At 43.6% G+C, this 18,067-nt stretch carries 15 protein-coding genes; 5 read left to right on the plus strand and 10 right to left on the minus strand.

Going from position 1 to position 18,067, the window contains the following annotated elements; genetic code table 11:
- Positions 1-194 precede the first annotated feature (194 nt).
- The 3 genes from LJE12_RS14480 to LJE12_RS14490 form a co-directional block, all read right to left on the minus strand.
- Complete coding sequence (locus LJE12_RS14480; protein ID WP_008708305.1) at positions 195-1,553, minus strand: acyltransferase family protein; 1,359 nt, start codon at positions 1,551-1,553, stop codon at positions 195-197.
- A gap of 329 nt (positions 1,554-1,882) precedes the next feature.
- The gene (locus tag LJE12_RS14485; protein ID WP_227227007.1) at positions 1,883-2,647 is read right to left on the minus strand and encodes a glycosyltransferase family 2 protein; all 765 of its coding nucleotides are present in this window, start codon (positions 2,645-2,647) and stop codon (positions 1,883-1,885) included.
- Between the two features lie 2 nt (positions 2,648-2,649).
- Complete coding sequence (locus LJE12_RS14490) at positions 2,650-4,050, minus strand: exopolysaccharide biosynthesis polyprenyl glycosylphosphotransferase (RefSeq protein ID WP_118614574.1); 1,401 nt, start codon at positions 4,048-4,050, stop codon at positions 2,650-2,652.
- A 442-nt stretch (positions 4,051-4,492) separates the two neighbouring features.
- Here LJE12_RS14490 and LJE12_RS14495 point away from each other — a divergent pair, with 442 nt between their 5' ends.
- From LJE12_RS14495 to LJE12_RS14505, 3 genes are all read left to right on the plus strand, one after another.
- Positions 4,493-5,632, plus strand: coding sequence for a glucose-1-phosphate adenylyltransferase (locus tag LJE12_RS14495; protein WP_022380243.1), 1,140 nt, complete (start codon positions 4,493-4,495; stop codon positions 5,630-5,632).
- Position 5,633: 1 nt separating this feature from the next.
- The gene (gene glgD, locus LJE12_RS14500) at positions 5,634-6,749 is read left to right on the plus strand and encodes a glucose-1-phosphate adenylyltransferase subunit GlgD (protein WP_022380244.1); all 1,116 of its coding nucleotides are present in this window, start codon (positions 5,634-5,636) and stop codon (positions 6,747-6,749) included.
- 265 nt (positions 6,750-7,014) lie between these two features.
- Positions 7,015-7,611, plus strand: coding sequence for a 50S ribosomal protein L25 (locus tag LJE12_RS14505; protein WP_025581187.1), 597 nt, complete (start codon positions 7,015-7,017; stop codon positions 7,609-7,611).
- Positions 7,612-7,731: 120 nt separating this feature from the next.
- Here LJE12_RS14505 and LJE12_RS14510 read toward each other — a convergent pair whose 3' ends face one another.
- From LJE12_RS14510 to LJE12_RS14540, 7 genes are all read right to left on the minus strand, one after another.
- Positions 7,732-9,282, minus strand: coding sequence for a PucR family transcriptional regulator (locus LJE12_RS14510; protein ID WP_179962932.1), 1,551 nt, complete (start codon positions 9,280-9,282; stop codon positions 7,732-7,734).
- Positions 9,283-9,389: 107 nt separating this feature from the next.
- Positions 9,390-10,025 carry a cobalamin B12-binding domain-containing protein gene (locus tag LJE12_RS14515; protein WP_025581283.1) on the minus strand — a complete coding sequence of 212 codons (636 nt, stop codon included), beginning with the start codon at positions 10,023-10,025 and terminating at the stop codon, positions 9,390-9,392.
- Between the two features lie 311 nt (positions 10,026-10,336).
- Entirely contained in the window at positions 10,337-10,873 is a 537-nt protein-coding gene (locus LJE12_RS14520; RefSeq protein ID WP_227227008.1) for a DUF2284 domain-containing protein, read from the minus strand.
- 152 nt (positions 10,874-11,025) lie between these two features.
- A complete protein-coding gene (locus tag LJE12_RS14525) occupies positions 11,026-12,759 on the minus strand; it encodes an ASKHA domain-containing protein (RefSeq protein ID WP_227227009.1) in 1,734 nt (577 codons plus the stop codon).
- Positions 12,760-13,142: 383 nt separating this feature from the next.
- The gene (locus tag LJE12_RS14530) at positions 13,143-13,778 is read right to left on the minus strand and encodes a corrinoid protein (protein ID WP_008705414.1); all 636 of its coding nucleotides are present in this window, start codon (positions 13,776-13,778) and stop codon (positions 13,143-13,145) included.
- Between the two features lie 76 nt (positions 13,779-13,854).
- Positions 13,855-14,673 (minus strand): methyltetrahydrofolate cobalamin methyltransferase, encoded by an 819-nt coding sequence (locus LJE12_RS14535; RefSeq protein WP_026649855.1) that lies wholly within the window; start codon positions 14,671-14,673, stop codon positions 13,855-13,857.
- A gap of 102 nt (positions 14,674-14,775) precedes the next feature.
- Positions 14,776-15,810, minus strand: coding sequence for a uroporphyrinogen decarboxylase family protein (locus tag LJE12_RS14540; RefSeq protein WP_008705416.1), 1,035 nt, complete (start codon positions 15,808-15,810; stop codon positions 14,776-14,778).
- Between the two features lie 512 nt (positions 15,811-16,322).
- Between LJE12_RS14540 and LJE12_RS14545 the strand changes: the two genes are divergently transcribed.
- Positions 16,323-17,249, plus strand: a complete 927-nt coding sequence (locus LJE12_RS14545; RefSeq protein ID WP_227227010.1) for a serine hydrolase — start codon at positions 16,323-16,325, stop codon at positions 17,247-17,249.
- A gap of 46 nt (positions 17,250-17,295) precedes the next feature.
- A complete protein-coding gene (locus LJE12_RS14550) occupies positions 17,296-18,027 on the plus strand; it encodes a hypothetical protein (protein ID WP_227227011.1) in 732 nt (243 codons plus the stop codon).
- Positions 18,028-18,067: the final 40 nt, after the last annotated feature.

Raw genomic sequence — 18,067 nt, forward strand, 5'->3', positions numbered from 1 at the left:
GGCATATTCATGCCAAAACACCTCGCGGAATAGTGGTGTGTGAACAGTAACCTCCATACGATAGATACTTTGATTATATCATACTTCCCAACTTCCGTCACCTGTCCGTTACAAAAATGTTAAATTCGCATTAACTTTACAAAAAGAAGAGTTTTGAAATACTGTTTTTGTATCTCAAAACTCTTCCTTTGTGTTTATGGTTCTTTATTGTCGTCCATCGTTCTGGTAGTAGCTTCCAGTTCCTGGATCAGGTCTTCCAGCGAAAGCTCCTCTTCCCCTTTGATCAGTTCATCAGGGATATCATCCAGGTTATCTTCTTCAATCTCCAGCTCCATGCCGGCCACATTGCTGAAGCCTTCATGACTGTCGGAAGAAGTATGATCCGGTGTATCCTCGTCCATATTTACTTTCTCCACATGTCCGTCCTGCTCACTCTCTGAATCAAGCGTTGCCGCAAGCTCTGCGATGGCTTTCTTTCTTCTGAGAAGTTCATATTCATCATATTCGCTGTCATACTCTTCTTCCAGACCTTCATCTCTGACTGTCTTATCCTTCTTGATCAGGATAAATGCGATCAGATTCAGAACACCCGTATAGAGCAGATCCACAGGCAGACTTCCCAGCACAAGTACAAATACCAGTGATACTCCCAGAAGCACCCATACATTGTTCATTGCAGGAAGCATCAGGATGTATAAACCATTCATAATGATCATGATCGGATAATGGAAGAAATAAATTCCCATTGTATGTCGTCCCACATAGGTGAGTGGCAGTTTGATGTCCGGCACTAACGCAAGCATCGTATAGACAACTACGAAAGATACCAGATACATCAGCAGTCTGAGGATCACTCCCTGAGGATCCGTCAGGCCACAGAGCTGATATCCATGATTACCTCGGAAAATAGCAATTCCCATTTCATTTGGGATCATATAATTCGGTATCGCCCACAAAAGGACTCCGGAGATTGCCACCAGGATCCATTTTCCCTTAAATTTACGGATCGCTGTGATATATTCACTCTTCCAGAGATACCCCGCAACAAAGAACGGGAAAAATACCACAATTCTTGATGATGACAGGAATGTGGTAAATTCCGGTCTGGTTCCTGCCCATAATGCGAACAGGATACTGAGCGGAACAATAAATCTGATCTTACCCAGGGCCTCAATGGTAAGGCGGTAAATAAACAGTGCCAGTATATACCACATGACACTTCCGGTAGGACGCAGTATCTCATAATCTACGGATCTGCCCAGCCATATCTGTGAATACCAGGTTAAGGTATATCCCAGAACATAAGGGATCAGCAGGTTCTTAAAATTCTTCAGCACATTCTGAGGTTTCTTTGACAGATATCCTGAAATAAAAACAAATGCAGGCATGTGAAAAATCGTGATCGCATACCACACATATCTCACTACAGTGTCTACCTTTACAAGGTTAAATGCAATAATATGGTTAAATACTACCAGAAAGATAAGCAAAACTTTAATGTTATCGATCAGGCAGGAGTACGGCACCGCCGCTCTCTCTTTTTTTATTTTCATGTTTAAGTACTATCCTCTAATCATATTTCTGACTTCTGCTGTGTGAACATACAACCCCATTCTGCCAGATTCTTCAGATGACCGGCAGACAAAAAAACGCACAGCAATGTAACGGGCAATTAACCGCAAAGTCATATTTACTGCAACAAGCATAACATATTTTTACGATTTATGGAATAGAAACTTAACATTTCGGTCAATGGAAATATTTTGTTACTGTTCACACACCACTATCCCGCGAGGTGTTTTGGCATGAATATGCCAAAATCCCGAGACATACAAGCCAAAATTCCATTGCCGCAGGCAATCTGGAATGAATTTTGGCTACGTTACTGTGAACGAAGTGAACAGTAGCAATATTTCCATATTCCATGTACAGCATAAGAACAGAAAAAAATACAGCTTCTGATCCTGCCGTAACCGGCGTATCTGTAGACATTGTAAGTCATGGCTGCTGATTTCAGTTTGTTTCTGGATTTGCCGCCTTCGCTGAGACGATATTTCAGATAGGGTTTGTTGATTCCGGCAGCACAGCCGTATTTTCTCAGGATTTTCAGCCAGGTGATATAATCCTCATGGCTGTCGTCATGCTCCATGGGAAATTCACGCGCCACATCCCTTCTGAGTATTACCGAAGAACAGTTGATGCTGTTATGTTTCAGAAGTTCTCTGTAGGTGATCTTCTCTTTTACAGGGATTGTCCGTCCTGTACTGCTTCCGTCTGCTTTCATCAGTTCCCGCCCTGTAGAACACAGCACGTATCCTGTCTCTTCCAGACGTTTCAGCTGTTCTTTCAGCTTGCCTAGCTCCCACCAGTCATCTGCATCCAGAAAAGCAATGTAGGTTCCCTGTGCCAGCCCGACTCCTCTGTTTCTGGAGCCTGCAGCTCCCATATTCTGTTCATTCTTAATATACCGAAAGTCCTCTCTGCCCTCATAGGCAGACAGGACTTCCTCTGTATGGTCTGTAGAACCGTCATCGATCACCAGAAGTTCCAGCGAAACTCCCTGTTCATAGACGGATTCCACAGCCTTTCTAATATATTTTTCTCCGTTGTAAACCGGCATGATCACAGATACCAGCGGTTTATTCATTGTCATTCCTCCGTTTTATTCTCTGACACTCCGACGTTTTTCCCGGAATCCTTCAACGCATTTACCTGTCTGTCATCTACTCCCTCAGATACTTCTTTCTGGAAAAAGATTTTAACTGTCATAAAGATCAGCTTGATATCCAGCAGGAAGGAATAATTCTCAATATAAAACAGATCCAGCTTTAATTTGTCATAAGGAGTTGTATTATACTTACCGTAGACCTGCGCATATCCGGTAAGACCTGCTTTAACTTTCAGACGATAATAGAATTCCGGAAGCTCTTTCTCATACTCAAGCATGATACTTTCACGTTCCGGACGCGGACCTACCAGAGACATATCTCCCTTAAATACATTGAAAAGCTGAGGAAGCTCATCCAGATGAAGATTTCTCAGCACATGACCTACCGGTGTGATACGGGAATCATGCTTGGATGCCAGTCTTGCACCGTTTTTCTCCGAATCTACGCACATACTGCGGAATTTACAGATCTTAAAGGGCTTTCCACCCAATGTCAGACGGTCCTGAAAATAAAACACCGGACCTCTGTCGTATGCTTTTACCGCAATCGCTATGATCAGCATGATCGGTGAAGTGATTATAATGCCGATCCCTGAGATCAGAATATCCATAACTCTCTTTGCAGCACGCTGGTCTACTGCCAGTCCCATATTTCTGGATACCAGAAGCGGTGTGTCAAAAAGATGGATGCGTTCACTTCCCATAAGAATGATGTCCGAAATCTTCGGACTCACATAGCATCGGACAGAATGTGCAAAACAGTATTTCAGATAACGGTTTCTCTCTGTTGAATGCAGATCCCAGATGATCACGCCGTCATAATCCTGCATCATCTGATGGATTTTTTCTTCTCCCACACTGATGTGTACCTTGCCGCTGATGTCATATTTGTCCTTTCGGGAATTCATCTTATGGATCAGGTCGTCCCCCGGATCCCGGTCACCGTAAATGACCAGAAGCCGGCGTGCGCGATAAAGTCCGGAATAGATATACCTTGAACCAAATATCCAGATAATGATCAGAACCAGCTGTATTCCTGTCATCTCGATCATAGGCCATACGCTCAGGAACCATCTGTTGATCAGGGTGATCTCCAGATATTCCACCACATTGGTACACAAAAGTGCCAGTGTCAGCGAATAAAATACATCAATCCTCTTAAGATATCCAACCTTAAGTCCTCCGTACAATTTGGCAAACAGGGCAAACATCAGACCGTAGATTGCGATCAGTACCCAGTTACCTTTGCGCCAGAAAGGCTCGTCGATCTGTCCTCTGTAAACGGAATACCACACCCATGCAAAGACCGCCGCCTGTGCCAGAACCACCAGACTCGCCAGACAAAATACGATAAATCGTTTATAATCTTCTCTTTTACTCACGTGATAACCTCTGTTTCTCTGTAACTGTTCAGTATTTTCACAGTTACGCGTTTCTTCTATAAATTCCTACCTATTATAGCGTAAGAACTATTATACGTCCACCCGTTTCACTTAAATTTGTGAACAAATGTTACTGTTCACACAGCATTATTCCGCGAGGTGTTTTGGCATGAATATGCCAAAATCCCGAGACATACAGGCCAAAATTCCATTGTCGCAGGCAATCTGGAATGAATTTTGGTACGTTATAAGCATAATTTACAAATATCTTTAATCCCCTGTCATGCGATTCGTCTCGATATTTGTATATAATGTATAATTTTTCGTCGATTTTACTTAGTTTGTAGCAAAGTTTTTACATATTTTTTTCAGAAACCTATGGAAAAATGTCAGGAAAAAATGTATAATATTACCTAACAAATGAAAGCGAGGGTTCACTATTATGAAACAAAATAGTATGTTGGCCATGATCCTGGCCGGCGGTCGTGGCAGCCGTCTGCATGATCTTACCAATAAAGTGGCAAAGCCGGCCGTTTCATACGGCGGTAAATATCGTATCGTAGACTTTCCTTTAAGCAACTGTGCCAACAGTGGCGTTGATGTTGTAGGTGTACTTACACAGTATGAATCTATCCAGCTGAACAGTTATGTGGCAGCCGGCGGACGCTGGGGTCTTGATGCTAAAAACAGCGGTGTTTACGTTCTTCCTCCACGTGAGAAAGCAGATGAGAATCTGAATGTATATCGCGGAACTGCAGATGCAATCTCCCAGAATATTGATTTCATTGATAAATTTGATCCTGAATACGTTCTTGTTCTTTCCGGTGACCATATTTATAAAATGAACTATGACAAGATGCTTGCAGCCCACAAAGAAGCAAAGGCAGATGCAACCATCGCAGTTATCGGAGTTCCGATGAAAGAGGCAAGCCGTTTTGGTATCATGAATACTGATGAATCCGGACGTATCGTAGAATTCGAAGAGAAACCTGAGCATCCGAAGAGCAACCTTGCATCCATGGGTATCTATATCTTCACCTGGAAACTCCTCCGCAAGATGCTGATGGCTGATATCAAGAATCCAGATTCCAGCCATGACTTCGGTAAGGATATCATCCCTACTATGCTTAACGATAACAGAACTCTTTATGCATATAAATTTGAAGGATACTGGAAAGATGTTGGTACCATCGACTCTCTCTGGGAAGCAAACATGGATCTGTTAAGTTCCAAGAATGAACTGGATCTGGGTGATCCGTCATGGAAGATTTATACAGAAGATGTTACCGCACTTCCACAGTACATCAGCGCAGAAGCAGATGTTAAAGATGCATATATCACACAGGGCTGTGTTGTTCAGGGCGAAGTTAAGCATTCCGTTCTCTTTACAGGTGTTAAGATTGGTGCAGGTGCCAGAATTATCGACAGTGTACTGATGCCGGGTGTTGTTGTAGAAGAGGGTGCCGTTGTTCAGCGTGCACTTGTAGCTGACGGTGTCCGCATCGGTAAAGGTGCAGTTGTCGGTGCCGCAGACAGTGAGCACATTGAGCTTGTAGCGAAACGCGTAAAGGGGGCAGAATAATATGTATAAGGCATTTGGAATCGTAAGCTCTTCCGGGAGAAATATTTATGTAGATGGTATGCAGGATTATCGCCCAATCGGTGCGTTTTCTTTCCTTGGCAGATACAGAGTCATTGACTTCCCTATCTCCAATATGACCAACAGCAACATTGAACGTATTCAGGTCTATATCAATAATAAACCCCGTTCTGTTGTAGAACATCTTGGAACAGGACGTCATTACAATATCAACTCCAAGAGCGGCAAACTTCAGCTTCTCTTCTCAGAGCACAATAATGACAATGATATCTATAACACCGATATCTCCTGCTATCTGGACAACATGGAGTCCCTCAGCAGAATGAATCATCCGTATGTTGTCATTGCCCCGAGCTATATGGTTTATTCAATTGATTTTGACCAGTTTTTACATACACACATTGAGTCCGGTGCAGATGTTACTCTCCTTTATCACGCTGTTGATAATGCAAAAGAGGCTTATCTTACCTGTAATGTTCTGGGACTGAACCGCCAGAAAGGTGTGGAATCCATCGAACCGAATCATGGTAATAAGAAGAATCAGTATGTTTATATGGATACCTGTGTTATGAAAACAGAGCTTTTCATCAGCCTGATCAAAGAAGCCAAGAATCTTTCTTCCATGTATACACTGGCAGATATCCTGAATGATAAATGCGAAACTCTGGACATCCGCGGCGTTGCACACAAGGGATTCTTTGCAAGCATTACAGACTTCCCAAGTTACTATGCTGCAAACATGGCTCTCCTTAATTACAAGTCAGCTCAGGAACTTTTCCATGATAACTGGCCAATCTATACACGTACCAATGATTCCTGCCCGACTCAGTATTTCAATACTGCAGATGTGAAGAATTCCGTAATCTCCAACGGTTGCCAGATTGAAGGTACTGTTGAGAATTCCGTAATCGGTCGTGGATGTGTCATTAAAAAAGGTGCTGTTGTAAGAAACAGTGTTGTTCTCGCTGAAGTTACTGTAGGTGAGGGTGTTCACGTAGAGAATGAAGTAGTCGACAAATGGGCGAAACTCGTTCATAAAAAAGAAATCGTTTCCCCGGCTGAACAGCCTGGTTATATCAGAAGAAATGATACTCTGTAATTAATGATTAATTAGATTAAATGCAAAGCCCCCGGAAGTGGTCACTTTCGGGGGCTTTGTTTGTGTTTACTTAAATTTCACAAACTCTTCACATTTTCCTCTTGCATTTTATTTCTAGCGTGTTATAATACAGCTGTAACAAAGATAAAGAACAAACAACTGAATACTCAAAAATACTTAACACCACCTGGAGCATTTCGGATGCTCATAAATTAAAGATAGTGTCAAGCGTGTCACCTCAGCTGTAAAATGGAGGAAAAGTCAAATGAATACTTTAAAAGCTGAAAAAAGAACAATGGACACAAAGGCCAAAAGATTAAGAAGAGAAGGCTACGTTACAGGTAACGTATTTGGCAGAGAGATGGAAGGTTCTCTTCCTGTTAAAATCGAGAAATCTGCTGTCGAGAAACTTCTCAAGACAAGTAACAAAGGAAGCCAGATTATGCTGGATGTAGATGGTCAGTCATATGACGTACTGATCAAAGAAATCCAGTTCAATCCGTTAAAAGGACAGGTGGATGAAATAGATTTCCAGGCACTGGTAAGCAACGAGAAAGTACATTCCGTAGCAGAGATCGTACTTGTAAACCACGACAAACTGGAAGCCGGTGTATTACAGCAGCATCTGGAAGAAATCTCCTTCAGAGCTCTCCCATCAGCACTGGTAGACAAAATTATGGTAGATGTCGGTGACATGAAAGTCGGCGACGTAATCAAAGTCAAAGACCTCGCCATCGCCCAGGACAAAGATGTAGACTTAAAGACAGACCTTGAAGCTGCAGTTGTATCCGTAGCCGCCGTTCACGTAGACCCGGCTCTGGAAGCTGAAGAAGAGGCTGCTGCCGAAGAAGAAGCTAAATAACATAATATCTCTTTTAACATTTATTCAGGTACGCTTAAGCGTACCTGAATTTTTTTATCAAAACATCTCCCTCTACAAATAATTGACCTTTCCAGATATCTGCACTATTCTGTTCCCGTACTATTCTTTCTCTCGCTCCTGCTCCAGCAGCCTAAACGACAATTCCAGATAAAAAATCTCCTCCGGATCATCCAGCTCCGACTGCAGGATTTCCTTAATCCTGTCCAGCCTGTAAAGAAACGTACTGCGGTGGATAAACAATTCCCTTGCCGCCTGGGTTGCACTGAGATGCTGCTCCAGATACACTCTCAATGTCTCCATGTACTGAGTCTGATTCTCCTCATCATGCTTCTTCAATTCCAGCAGCCCTTCATGACAGATCATTGTTCCCGGCAGTCTTCTTGTTGCCTGTTCCAGAATATAAGTCAATGCCACCTGACCGAAATAATGAATCCACAGATAAGGCTTCTTACGGCTTCCTACATCCAAAGCCGTCTTCGCCTGCACATACTGCCGTCTCAGATTCATATGTCCTGTCATCACCCTGCTGTATCCGGCTTTCAGATAAGTATCCCTGATAAAATAAACCAGTTTTCCGGCTACTTCCTCCTGGCTTTTTCCAAGTCTGGTAAGGTCAAAAAATGCCACAATTTCATCCTGATAAAGAAAACTCACAGAATCCTCAAATTTCTTCTTAATATATCGGCAGATTGCCTTTGTGGAAAGATTCTGCTGATTCAGATAGGTAATCTGCAGGATCAGGCACATATATTCATGATTTCCACTCCATCCCAGTTCACTCAGTTCTCTACTCACCTGCATATAATCCGCAGTTCTGTCCGACAAAATCCTGACAAAAATCTGCTCCATATCCCTGTCCGGATCTTCTTCCTCCGCTTCATGCGCAAGCAAATACTCCAGTTTCTCCACCAGAATATCCAGTACACAGATAACTCTCAGTGTAATCTCTGATCTGCACTCAGTCAAAACCAGCCTGTGAGTTGCTTTCCCATCCACAAACAGATTTCTGTTCATCGAACGACATCCACTGATGTAAGCCGGAAACATCACATATTCATGCGTATCTGCCATATCTCGATAAGTCTCATTCTGCAAAAGTGCATTTACATATTCCATATTCAACCCGTCATCTGTATACAGCCGCGCCCTCGGCGGCAGATACTCGCTTCCCGCTTCCGCCACAAAGGTAAAATCCAGTCCTGTTACAGTCATCGGATTCTGCAGAAATTCCGATGTCACCTGCAAAAGCCTGTCCATTCCGGCATGTTCTAACATCAGATCATGAATCTTCCGTTCCCATTCATCAGCCGCATCAAAAATCTCCTGCACATCATTCATAAATTCTGCTATTTCTTCCAGACTATCAAGTGCAATATGAATATACGGAATCTGCTGAAGCTCTTCTGATGCAGCATCAATTTCCTCTCTCCCACAAAATACCCAGAGTATATTTTCAGCAGTCAGAACTGCCGATTCCCACTCTTTGTCATATCTCTGTACCACATAAACATGCCCATGTCGAAATGTTTCTTTTTTTTCATAACACAAAAAGGGGCGCAGATATCCGTCTGAACCGGATAAAGTTCCCCTTTCCGTAATTTCATATTTCTCTTTTATTTTTTCATATAAATAAACTGATGACAGCTGCAAGTCTACAATCCTCCTGTCACATAATTGAAGCACCTATTTTACCAGTCAATTCTATAGCAATTTAACTCACACTATGTCTTTCTCATACGCACCTGTCAGCCCGGTTCTCACACAATAAACGTCTTCGCAACTTCCACAGCCTCAATACAGTTCTCTGTATAGGCATCTGCTCCCATATTCTTCGCCAGCTGCTCCGTTACTGCACCTCCACCAACCATAATCTTAAATTTATGCTTACTGCTGCTTCGTTTCAGAGACTTTACCACCTGCTCCATCTCCGGGATTGAAGTACTCAGAAGCGAGGAGATACACACGATCGACACATCCGGATTCTGTTTCACTGCACGCAGAAACTGCTTCTCAGAAATATCCACTCCCAGATCGATCACCTTAAATCCGGCACTACGAAACATGATCGCAACCAGATTCTTACCTACATCATGCAGATCACCTTCCACCGTTCCAAGGATCACAGTTCCGATATTCCTCCTGCCAAACTGCGAGTCCTGTTCCTCCAACAATTCAAAACCCTTGCGCACACTTCGGGCTGCTGCCAGAATTTTAATAATATCCGCTCCATTGGATTTGTAATTCTCCCCCACTGTTCGCATAGCCGGAGTCATGGCCTCTTCCACAATCCGCCCTGCAGGAATATGCTGCTTCAATGCTTCCCTCACCAGCTTCTCTGTCTCCCCCGGATGTCCGTCTTCAATTGTTTTTCTTAACTGTTCCAGTACTGTCATATCCTCAAGCCACCCTTAATACCTTCTGCCAAAAATCCCCCGCCCTGCGGCGAAGGATTTTTTGTTTTTTCAAACACGCTCTGCGCTTTCAATATCTGTATTTTATCATAGCTCACTGTTATTTACAACGAAAACTGACTTACCTGATTCGGCTAAAATGTTATTCCGTTATTGTTCACACACCTCTGTCCCGCGAGGTGTTTTGGCATGAATATGCCAAAATCCCGAGACATACAAGCCAAAATTCCATTGCCGCAGGCAATCTGGAATGAATTTTGGCTACGTTACTGTGAACGGAGTGAACAGTAACGTTATTCCAGAAGGTAACAGCTCGTATAAGCAATCGTACAATCCCCATAATAATACTGTAGCTCATTGGCCTGGCAAACCTGTGTTACCAGCATCCCGTAAGCCTCCATCGATGAGAAAGCCTGTTTCGGAAACCTGCATGGAGCATTCGGATAAGTACAGACCTTACATTTCGTACAGCATCCCGCACCAATCGCCAGCATATCCGGATAAATCTCCCGAAGTTTCTTCTCAAATTCCACAAAATACTCCTTATGTCTGGCTTCCGTTTCCATCATTCCCTCGCCATCAAAAACATCCTCCAATTCACCAACTGTCTGAACAATAATCCCATACTTATACTGCCGGACTTTCGCTTCACATTCCTCAAGAGAGCCACATCCCGGAGGACAGCTCCAGCACTTATCATACTTATGACAGGTATCCGCTGCACACATCTGTCGAACCTCCGGCTTCAGCTCAATCGTATCACAATCCAGCAACACCACATGCGAAAACCCCTGCTCCATTCCCATTTGCTCTATTTTTTTTATATCCATAATCTAACCCCTTACTCTCTTGTATAATCTATAGCAACCTCATCAGGCAGATAAAATTATCCTCTTCGCGCCTCAGTTCTGCACCGAATAACTGCTCCGCAGTTTATCAGAAGAACTCTGCACTTCTCAATAATTCAATCAGGCGGATAAAATCATTCACCTGTCTCAAATCCCAGTTCATCAATAAAATGATCCTGAAAATCAGCCGAAGCAGCCAGCTCAACGAATTCAATCTTTCTCACCAGCTCATCCATCTCCAGCATTTCCTTCTCATTCACAAGTGCGATCTTCGCACCCTCACCAGCAGCGTTTCCCACTGGTTTCACTTTCTTCACAAGCGTCGCCGGAAGCAAGCCAATCTTCCCGGCACTGACCGGATCCATATAGTTGCCAAAAGCACCTGCAATATATACCGAACAGATATCATCTTCTGTAATCCCAAGCCGCTCCATAAGCATCTGAATTCCCGCTGCAATCGCAGCTTTCGCAAGCTGAACCTCTCCGAGATCCTTCTGTGTCAGATAAACTCCTCTCTCATTACCGCCCCGCTCTGGCGGTACCAGAATAAACACACCTTGCTTCTCCTGTCCGCTTCTCAGCACACCATTCTCATCCAGCATTCCAGCATCCAGAAGACCCGCCACCAGATCGATCAATCCCGAACCACACAAACCAACCGCCGGCTTATTCCCAACAGTTGTATAGTTCCACTTCCCCTCCTTATACTTCACATGATCCACAGCCCCGGCCGCGCCACGCATTCCACACTCAATCTTCGCACCCTCAAAAGCAGGCCCGGCCGCAGTAGAACAGGTCACCAGCCGCTCCCTGTTTCCCAGAACCATCTCACCATTCGTTCCAATATCGATCATCAGAGAAATCTCTTCCTGCTGATCCTGCCTGATAGCCAGCAGACATCCACAGGTATCCGCTCCCACATATCCTGCAATATCCGAAAGCATGATCAACTCTGCACGCTCCTGCACAGCCAGACCATAATCCCCCGCATTCAGCACCAGCCTCTCACTCACAGCCGGAGTATAGGGCGCATGTACCAGCGAAGCCGGAGAAATCCCCAGAAACAGATGATGCATACAGGTATTTCCCACAACACACACCTGAAAAACATCCTCTCTCCTTATCCCTGCATCCTCTGCCAGACTTCCCAACATCTCATTAACCGCTTTCCGAACACACATACTTAACGCTTCTGTTCCATGCTCCAGCGCATAATTCGCCCGCATGATCACATCCGCACCATACTGCGCCTGCGGATTCATCCTGCTCTCAACTGCCAGAGTCCTCCCATCCGCACCATCCAGCAAATACCCCGCAATGGTAGTCGTCCCAATATCAAACGCTGCCAGACACCTCCGACCAGCTTCCTTCCTCATTTCCAGAATCCGCCGTCTACTGTAAATCACATACCATTCATCAGAATCCCTGCGCATCCCATACAATTCACCCGCCAGCTTCAGATCCACCTCCATCTGCCCCGGCTCAACCTCACCATCTGTCTCCGCCAGCGTATCCAGCAGCCTCTGCCAGTCCGACCGCTTCTCCCCTGTTTTCGCCTTCTCCAGCTCAACCTGAGCCATCCGTAGTCCCGGTTCAAACACAACTTCTCTGTTAAATCCATCCGTCAAAATCTTTTCATTGCCAGCCCTGTCCAATGTCTCCACTACACAAGTCTCACCTTCACCAATCCGAATCTGACACGCCTTAACAACTTCACCATTAATCTTAACCAGACACTTCCCACATTTCCCCAGCCCGCCACAAGGCGCATCCGGCCTCAGTCCCGCCTGAATCTCCGCCTCCAGTACCGATATACCATCCTCCACCTCTATCTCAACATCCTCGCGCACAAACTTAACCCAAGCCATAAAAACCTCCCACATATCCAATCCAAACACTACAACAACCAACGAACAGCTCAGAAAAATATTTTATTTCATGTGCATTTGCAGGGGTCTTAGATATTCTTAGCTCTCAGAAATCTGCGTTATGAGCAGACTGTATCACTGTCTGAGCGAAGTTTGCAACGGAGCGAGTTTGAGAAGGCTGCTCATGCCTTTAGCAGATTTCTGAGAACTTAGAATATCTTAGACCCCGAAACCGCACATGAAATAAAATATTTTTCTGAGCGTCCCCTTTTTTCCATTATAACACACTCCCAAAAATCCCAAAATACACGAAAGGACCACTCCCCAGAGCAGTCCCCTCATAATATTTTCATGTTATACTAAACCCGCACAAAACAATCAGATCAAGCCGCCAACTTCTTAGCCAGTGACGCCGCACTAGCCGCATCATCAGAATATCCGTCAGCACCAATTTCCTCAGCAAAAGCTTCTGTAATCGGCGCTCCGCCAACCATAACCTTAATATTACCTCTGAAATCCGCCGCATTCAACGCCTCAACAGTCTCCTTCAGAGCCGGCATAGTAGTAGTCAGCAGCGCAGAAAGAGCAATGATCTTAACATCCGGATTCTCTTTATAGCACTCAATAATCTTAGCCGCCGGAACATCGACTCCAAGATCGATCACCTCAAATCCGGCACTCTCGATCATCATGGCAACCAGATTCTTACCAATATCATGAAGGTCACCGGAAACCGTAGCAATGATAACCTTACCAAGTGCACCTGTAGAACCAGATGCCAGATGCGGTTTCAGAACCTCAACACCTTTCTTCATAGCACGAGCTGCAACCAGCATCTCCGGAACAAAGATCTCACCATTTTTGAATTTCTCACCAACTACAGACATCGCACTGATCATACCATCATTCAGAATCGCAACCGGATCATCACCCTCATCAATGGCTTCCTGTACAGCCGGTCCTACTAATTTCGCTTTCCCTTTTTCAACTAATTCCGCAACTTCATTTATCTTAGACATAATCAAATCCTCCTGTTATTTCTCAATTTCAGATTCCAACCACTTAATTCATTTACACAGTTTCTGCAGATTCAACTTACTTCTTCTTTGTTGTACCAATTAAGCCTTCTCTGTAAGCCCCTATATATTCCATACAATAATCATCCAGACCAAGTAATGCTTCTGTTGCATAAACCAGTCCAAGCATATCCTTATTTGTCGGATCCATAATTCCACTGTCCAGTCCTGCATTCATTGCCAGTACCAGGAACCCGTAATTAATCAGCTTACGAACCGGCAGATTAAAGGAAATATTACTGATTGCTGCCGTAATATGAATGGTCGGATACTGCTCACGTACACTTGTAATCGTCTCAATATTCGTTGCAATACCATCCTCAGAAGTACAAAGCATCTCAACCAGCGGATCAATGTGAATCCTGTCCGGAGCAATTCCGTACTCTTTCGCTTTCGCCATGATCTTGTCAAAAACTTTCAGACGGTCTGCTGCACATTTCGGAATACCTGTATTGTCACTCAGCAGCGCAATTACCTGCCATCCCTCATTTCCCGGCTCAGCCATGATCGGGAAAATCGTATCAATCTTATGTCCCTCTCCTGATACAGAGTTAAAAATTCCAGGTTTCTTACAGAACTTATAAGCCTGTGCCAGAACATCCGGACTCGGGCTGTCAATTGAGATCGGAAGATCTGTAACCTCCTGGATACAGTCGATCATCCATTTCAATGTTTCCACTTCTTCCGCTTCCGGAACAGAAGCGCAACAGTCAATATAAGTAGCTCCGCTTTCCGCCTGAAGCTTTGCTCTTGCTTTAATAAATTCAGAGTCTCTTTTCGCAATCGCTTCTGCAACGATCGGGATAGAACCATTAATTTTCTCACCAATAATAATCATTTTCAAACACCTCCATAGCATCATCCTCTGCAACACCTGAAATTTCATCTAAATGTCGGACAGATATTTGTATTCCGTTTTGCCACTGACAAATACCTGAGATCAGAACATAATCTGCCATGGAAGCCTTGTAGATTCAGATGCCTTAATGCCAAATTTCTCTTCATTCAGCTTGTCAATGGAATCACAGAGAGATTTATAAACACCCGGATAAACAGAACCAGGGCCACCCTGAGCGATACATGGAATAAAGTATTTGTTTCCACATTCTTCGCAGACACGACGTACCACTGCATCACAATTCTCATCTGTCCAGCCCTCAAAATCAACTGCACGATTTTCGATACCGCCCATGAAGCTGATCTTTCCGCCATATTTCCTGATCAGTTCCGGAAGATTATTGGTTTCCATACATCCCTGCCATACATCGATTCCCATCTCAATCATAGAAGGAACCAGTGTTGCTGCGTAACTGTCAGAATGATGGATAACCAGCTCAACGCCATGACTGTGATAATATCCGTAAATTTCTTTATATGGCTCAAGTAAAAATTCATCAAACATTGCAGGACTCATAAATGTACTGTCCAGTCCACCCCAGTCATCATGATGGAATAATGCATCAGGATGAAGGTTGGAACAGATACCTTCAGCAAGTTCCAGTTCCCACTCTGTCAGATATTTGATCAGATCATGCATTTCATCCGGATTAGTAATATAATAAACCAACGCATTACTGATCTCACACAGATGATGAGTCTGCTCAAATAATCCCGGTGCAACGAAAGCTGCTTTAAATGCCTGTTCTCCGTCAACTGCATCATACTGAGCCTTCACCATATCCCACTGATCCTGGGTAAATTTCAAAGACGGTGCATGTACATAGTCTTTCCAGTCTTCAATATCCTTTACCACGATCTTGTCAGGAGTATGTACAGGAAAAGAACCCGGAACTCCTTTCGGGAAAGTATTGGTTACCCCCCATGCATTCACTACATTTTCCTGACCCGGCTGAAGCAGCGGGTTTGCAAACATAAACGGATGAAAAAGAAGCTGTACTGCTTCATACTGATTAACAAATCTGTCAGGATTTCCGCCTTTTATAACTTCCAGCATATTCTGTTTCGGTGTTAACATATAATCTACCTCCTCATGCAATATGAAAATGCCCCCACATTCCCACATTTATTTGTTTAATTTGCCGTTCTTTGTCTCGTTTCTGATGATTTTATTGTAGCATTTATACAATCCAAAATATATAATCAGATATGCGGATTTTTCACGCCCGTATTCCTACAAATTGTATGAACGCATCTCAATATACACCATGCACAAGACAGATGTATTACGCCAGATTTATACTATCCCATAAATTCACACGATATATCACGAATTTTCTGCAACTTCCACAGGAACTTACTTATAACAATTCCAAAATAAATTTTAAGATCAACTGTAAATACACTTGTAACACAACTCTAAACACTGTATAATTTTGTATATACAGATATCAGATTTTAAAAATCATTTGTGCCTGCACAATAAGACTTTTAAACCTGATTTATCTAAATATAAAGAAATACGATTTATATAACAGATCAACAGATTCCGAATGTTTTACAGTAAATATTTAACAGGTGGTGAACGCAATGTTTTCAAAAAAATTATTAATACCTCTGCTATCGCTCAGCCTTCTTGTTACTCCTGCATACAGCAGTCATGCTGCTGAAAATACAGAGGCCGCGGGAACATCCGTAGAAAGTCAGGGAATGCTTTCCCCTTCTTCATCTTCAGAGAGTTCTGAAAGCGTCTTTAACGGTTCCGGGGCAGGCACATCTTCAGAACCGGTCACAGATGAGAAACTGGAGACAATTTTAAAACAGGTTCAGAGTCAGCTTCCCACTGAAAACGGAACCTGGGCTGTTTTCATATCCGATCTTGTAAACGGAACCGAGGGCAATCTTAATGATCAGAAAATGCAGGCTGCAAGCCTGATCAAGCTCTATATCATGGGAGCTGTCTACGAGAATTATGATCAGATAACCGGACAATACGGCAGGGATTCTGTAGACTCCAATCTGTACTCCATGATCACAGTCAGCGATAATGATGCAGCCAATACCCTGACAACTTATCTTGGCGGCGGTGATTCCGCAGCAGGTATGCAGGCTGTCAACAGTTTCTGCCAGGCACATGGCTATGACCAGACTCACATGGGACGTATGCTCCTTGCCAGCAATGAGAATGATGATAACTACACATCTGTAGGGGACTGTGGTCATCTCCTGCAGGAGATTTATAAACAGGATACATCCGGCTACACCCATGCCACTGATATGTTTAATCTGCTCAAGGCACAGACACGCTGTAACAAAATTCCCGCACAGCTTCCGGAAGGAGTCAAAACCGCAAATAAAACCGGAGAACTTGACAACGTGGAAAATGATGCCGGAATCATCTATGATTCCAAAAATGACGTAGTAATCGTATTTATGTCCCAGAATCTCTCAAGCGCCGGTTCCGCACAGAATACGATCGCTACCTTAAGCAGAACGATTTACGATTACTATAATTAAATAATGTACTCTCAGAGTACATAATAACCCAAAGGAGGGATTCACTATGAAAAAAAGAAAAAATATTGCAGTTTCCATGATTCTTGCAGCTACGATTGCTGCTGTATCTGTACCCTGCAGCTCACAGACCGTTATGGCATCTGACACTTATCAGGTAGGTGTAAGTAAAGGGTATCTGGCTCTGCGCTCTGCCATGGCTTATGATTCCTCCAACGAGATCGGCGAGCTGTATTCCGGTGATACTGTTGAAGTTACAGAATATACCACCAGTGATTACTGGTACGTCTATTCTCCAAAACTGAACAGATCCGGATACGTAAATAACGATTACCTGTATTTCCTCTCATCACAGCCGACAAGTTCGTCCGGTTCTTATACTGTCAGTGTTGCCAAGGGTTATCTGGCTCTGCGTTCCGCAAAAGCTTATGATTCCTCCAATGAGATCGGACAGCTGTATTCCGGCGATACAGTTCAGCTTATCGACACCAGCGATTCCCAGTACTGGTACGTTTACTCTCAGAAGTTAGGAAAAAACGGATATGTAAATAAAGATTATCTGATTGACGGAACAACCACATATGCCACCAGAACAGTCAGTGTTGCTACCGGTTATCTGGCTCTGCGCTCTGCGAAGGCTTACGACTCTTCCAACGAGATCGGACAGTTGTATTCCGGCGATACAGTTCAGCTTGTGGATACAACTGATGCACAGTACTGGTATGTTTACTCCCAGAAACTCTGCAAATATGGTTATGTAAATAAAGATTATTTATATTAATCTTTTTCGTAACACTATAAACAGTTACACTTCTTTACAT

It is taken from the genome of Blautia sp. DFI.6.71 (assembly GCF_020593585.1).
GTDB lineage: Bacteria > Bacillota > Clostridia > Lachnospirales > Lachnospiraceae > Blautia_A > Blautia_A wexlerae.

What these genes read in the sequence shown, in the direction of transcription:
- LJE12_RS14485 (WP_227227007.1), bottom strand. Translation starts at nt 2,647, where the DNA reads ATGAATAAACCGCTGGTATCTGTGATCATGCCGGTTTACAACGGAGAA.
- glgD (WP_022380244.1), top strand. Translation starts at nt 5,634, where the DNA reads ATGTATAAGGCATTTGGAATCGTAAGCTCTTCCGGGAGAAATATTTAT.
- LJE12_RS14520 (WP_227227008.1), bottom strand. Translation starts at nt 10,873, where the DNA reads ATGGATATAAAAAAAATAGAGCAAATGGGAATGGAGCAGGGGTTTTCG.
- LJE12_RS14540 (WP_008705416.1), bottom strand. Translation starts at nt 15,810, where the DNA reads ATGTTAACACCGAAACAGAATATGCTGGAAGTTATAAAAGGCGGAAAT.
- LJE12_RS14545 (WP_227227010.1), top strand. Translation starts at nt 16,323, where the DNA reads ATGTTTTCAAAAAAATTATTAATACCTCTGCTATCGCTCAGCCTTCTT.
- LJE12_RS14530 (WP_008705414.1), bottom strand. Translation starts at nt 13,778, where the DNA reads ATGTCTAAGATAAATGAAGTTGCGGAATTAGTTGAAAAAGGGAAAGCG.
- LJE12_RS14535 (WP_026649855.1), bottom strand. Translation starts at nt 14,673, where the DNA reads ATGATTATTATTGGTGAGAAAATTAATGGTTCTATCCCGATCGTTGCA.
- LJE12_RS14495 (WP_022380243.1), top strand. Translation starts at nt 4,493, where the DNA reads ATGAAACAAAATAGTATGTTGGCCATGATCCTGGCCGGCGGTCGTGGC.
- LJE12_RS14480 (WP_008708305.1), bottom strand. Translation starts at nt 1,553, where the DNA reads ATGAAAATAAAAAAAGAGAGAGCGGCGGTGCCGTACTCCTGCCTGATC.
- LJE12_RS14525 (WP_227227009.1), bottom strand. Translation starts at nt 12,759, where the DNA reads ATGGCTTGGGTTAAGTTTGTGCGCGAGGATGTTGAGATAGAGGTGGAG.
- LJE12_RS14550 (WP_227227011.1), top strand. Translation starts at nt 17,296, where the DNA reads ATGAAAAAAAGAAAAAATATTGCAGTTTCCATGATTCTTGCAGCTACG.
- LJE12_RS14505 (WP_025581187.1), top strand. Translation starts at nt 7,015, where the DNA reads ATGAATACTTTAAAAGCTGAAAAAAGAACAATGGACACAAAGGCCAAA.
- LJE12_RS14515 (WP_025581283.1), bottom strand. Translation starts at nt 10,025, where the DNA reads ATGACAGTACTGGAACAGTTAAGAAAAACAATTGAAGACGGACATCCG.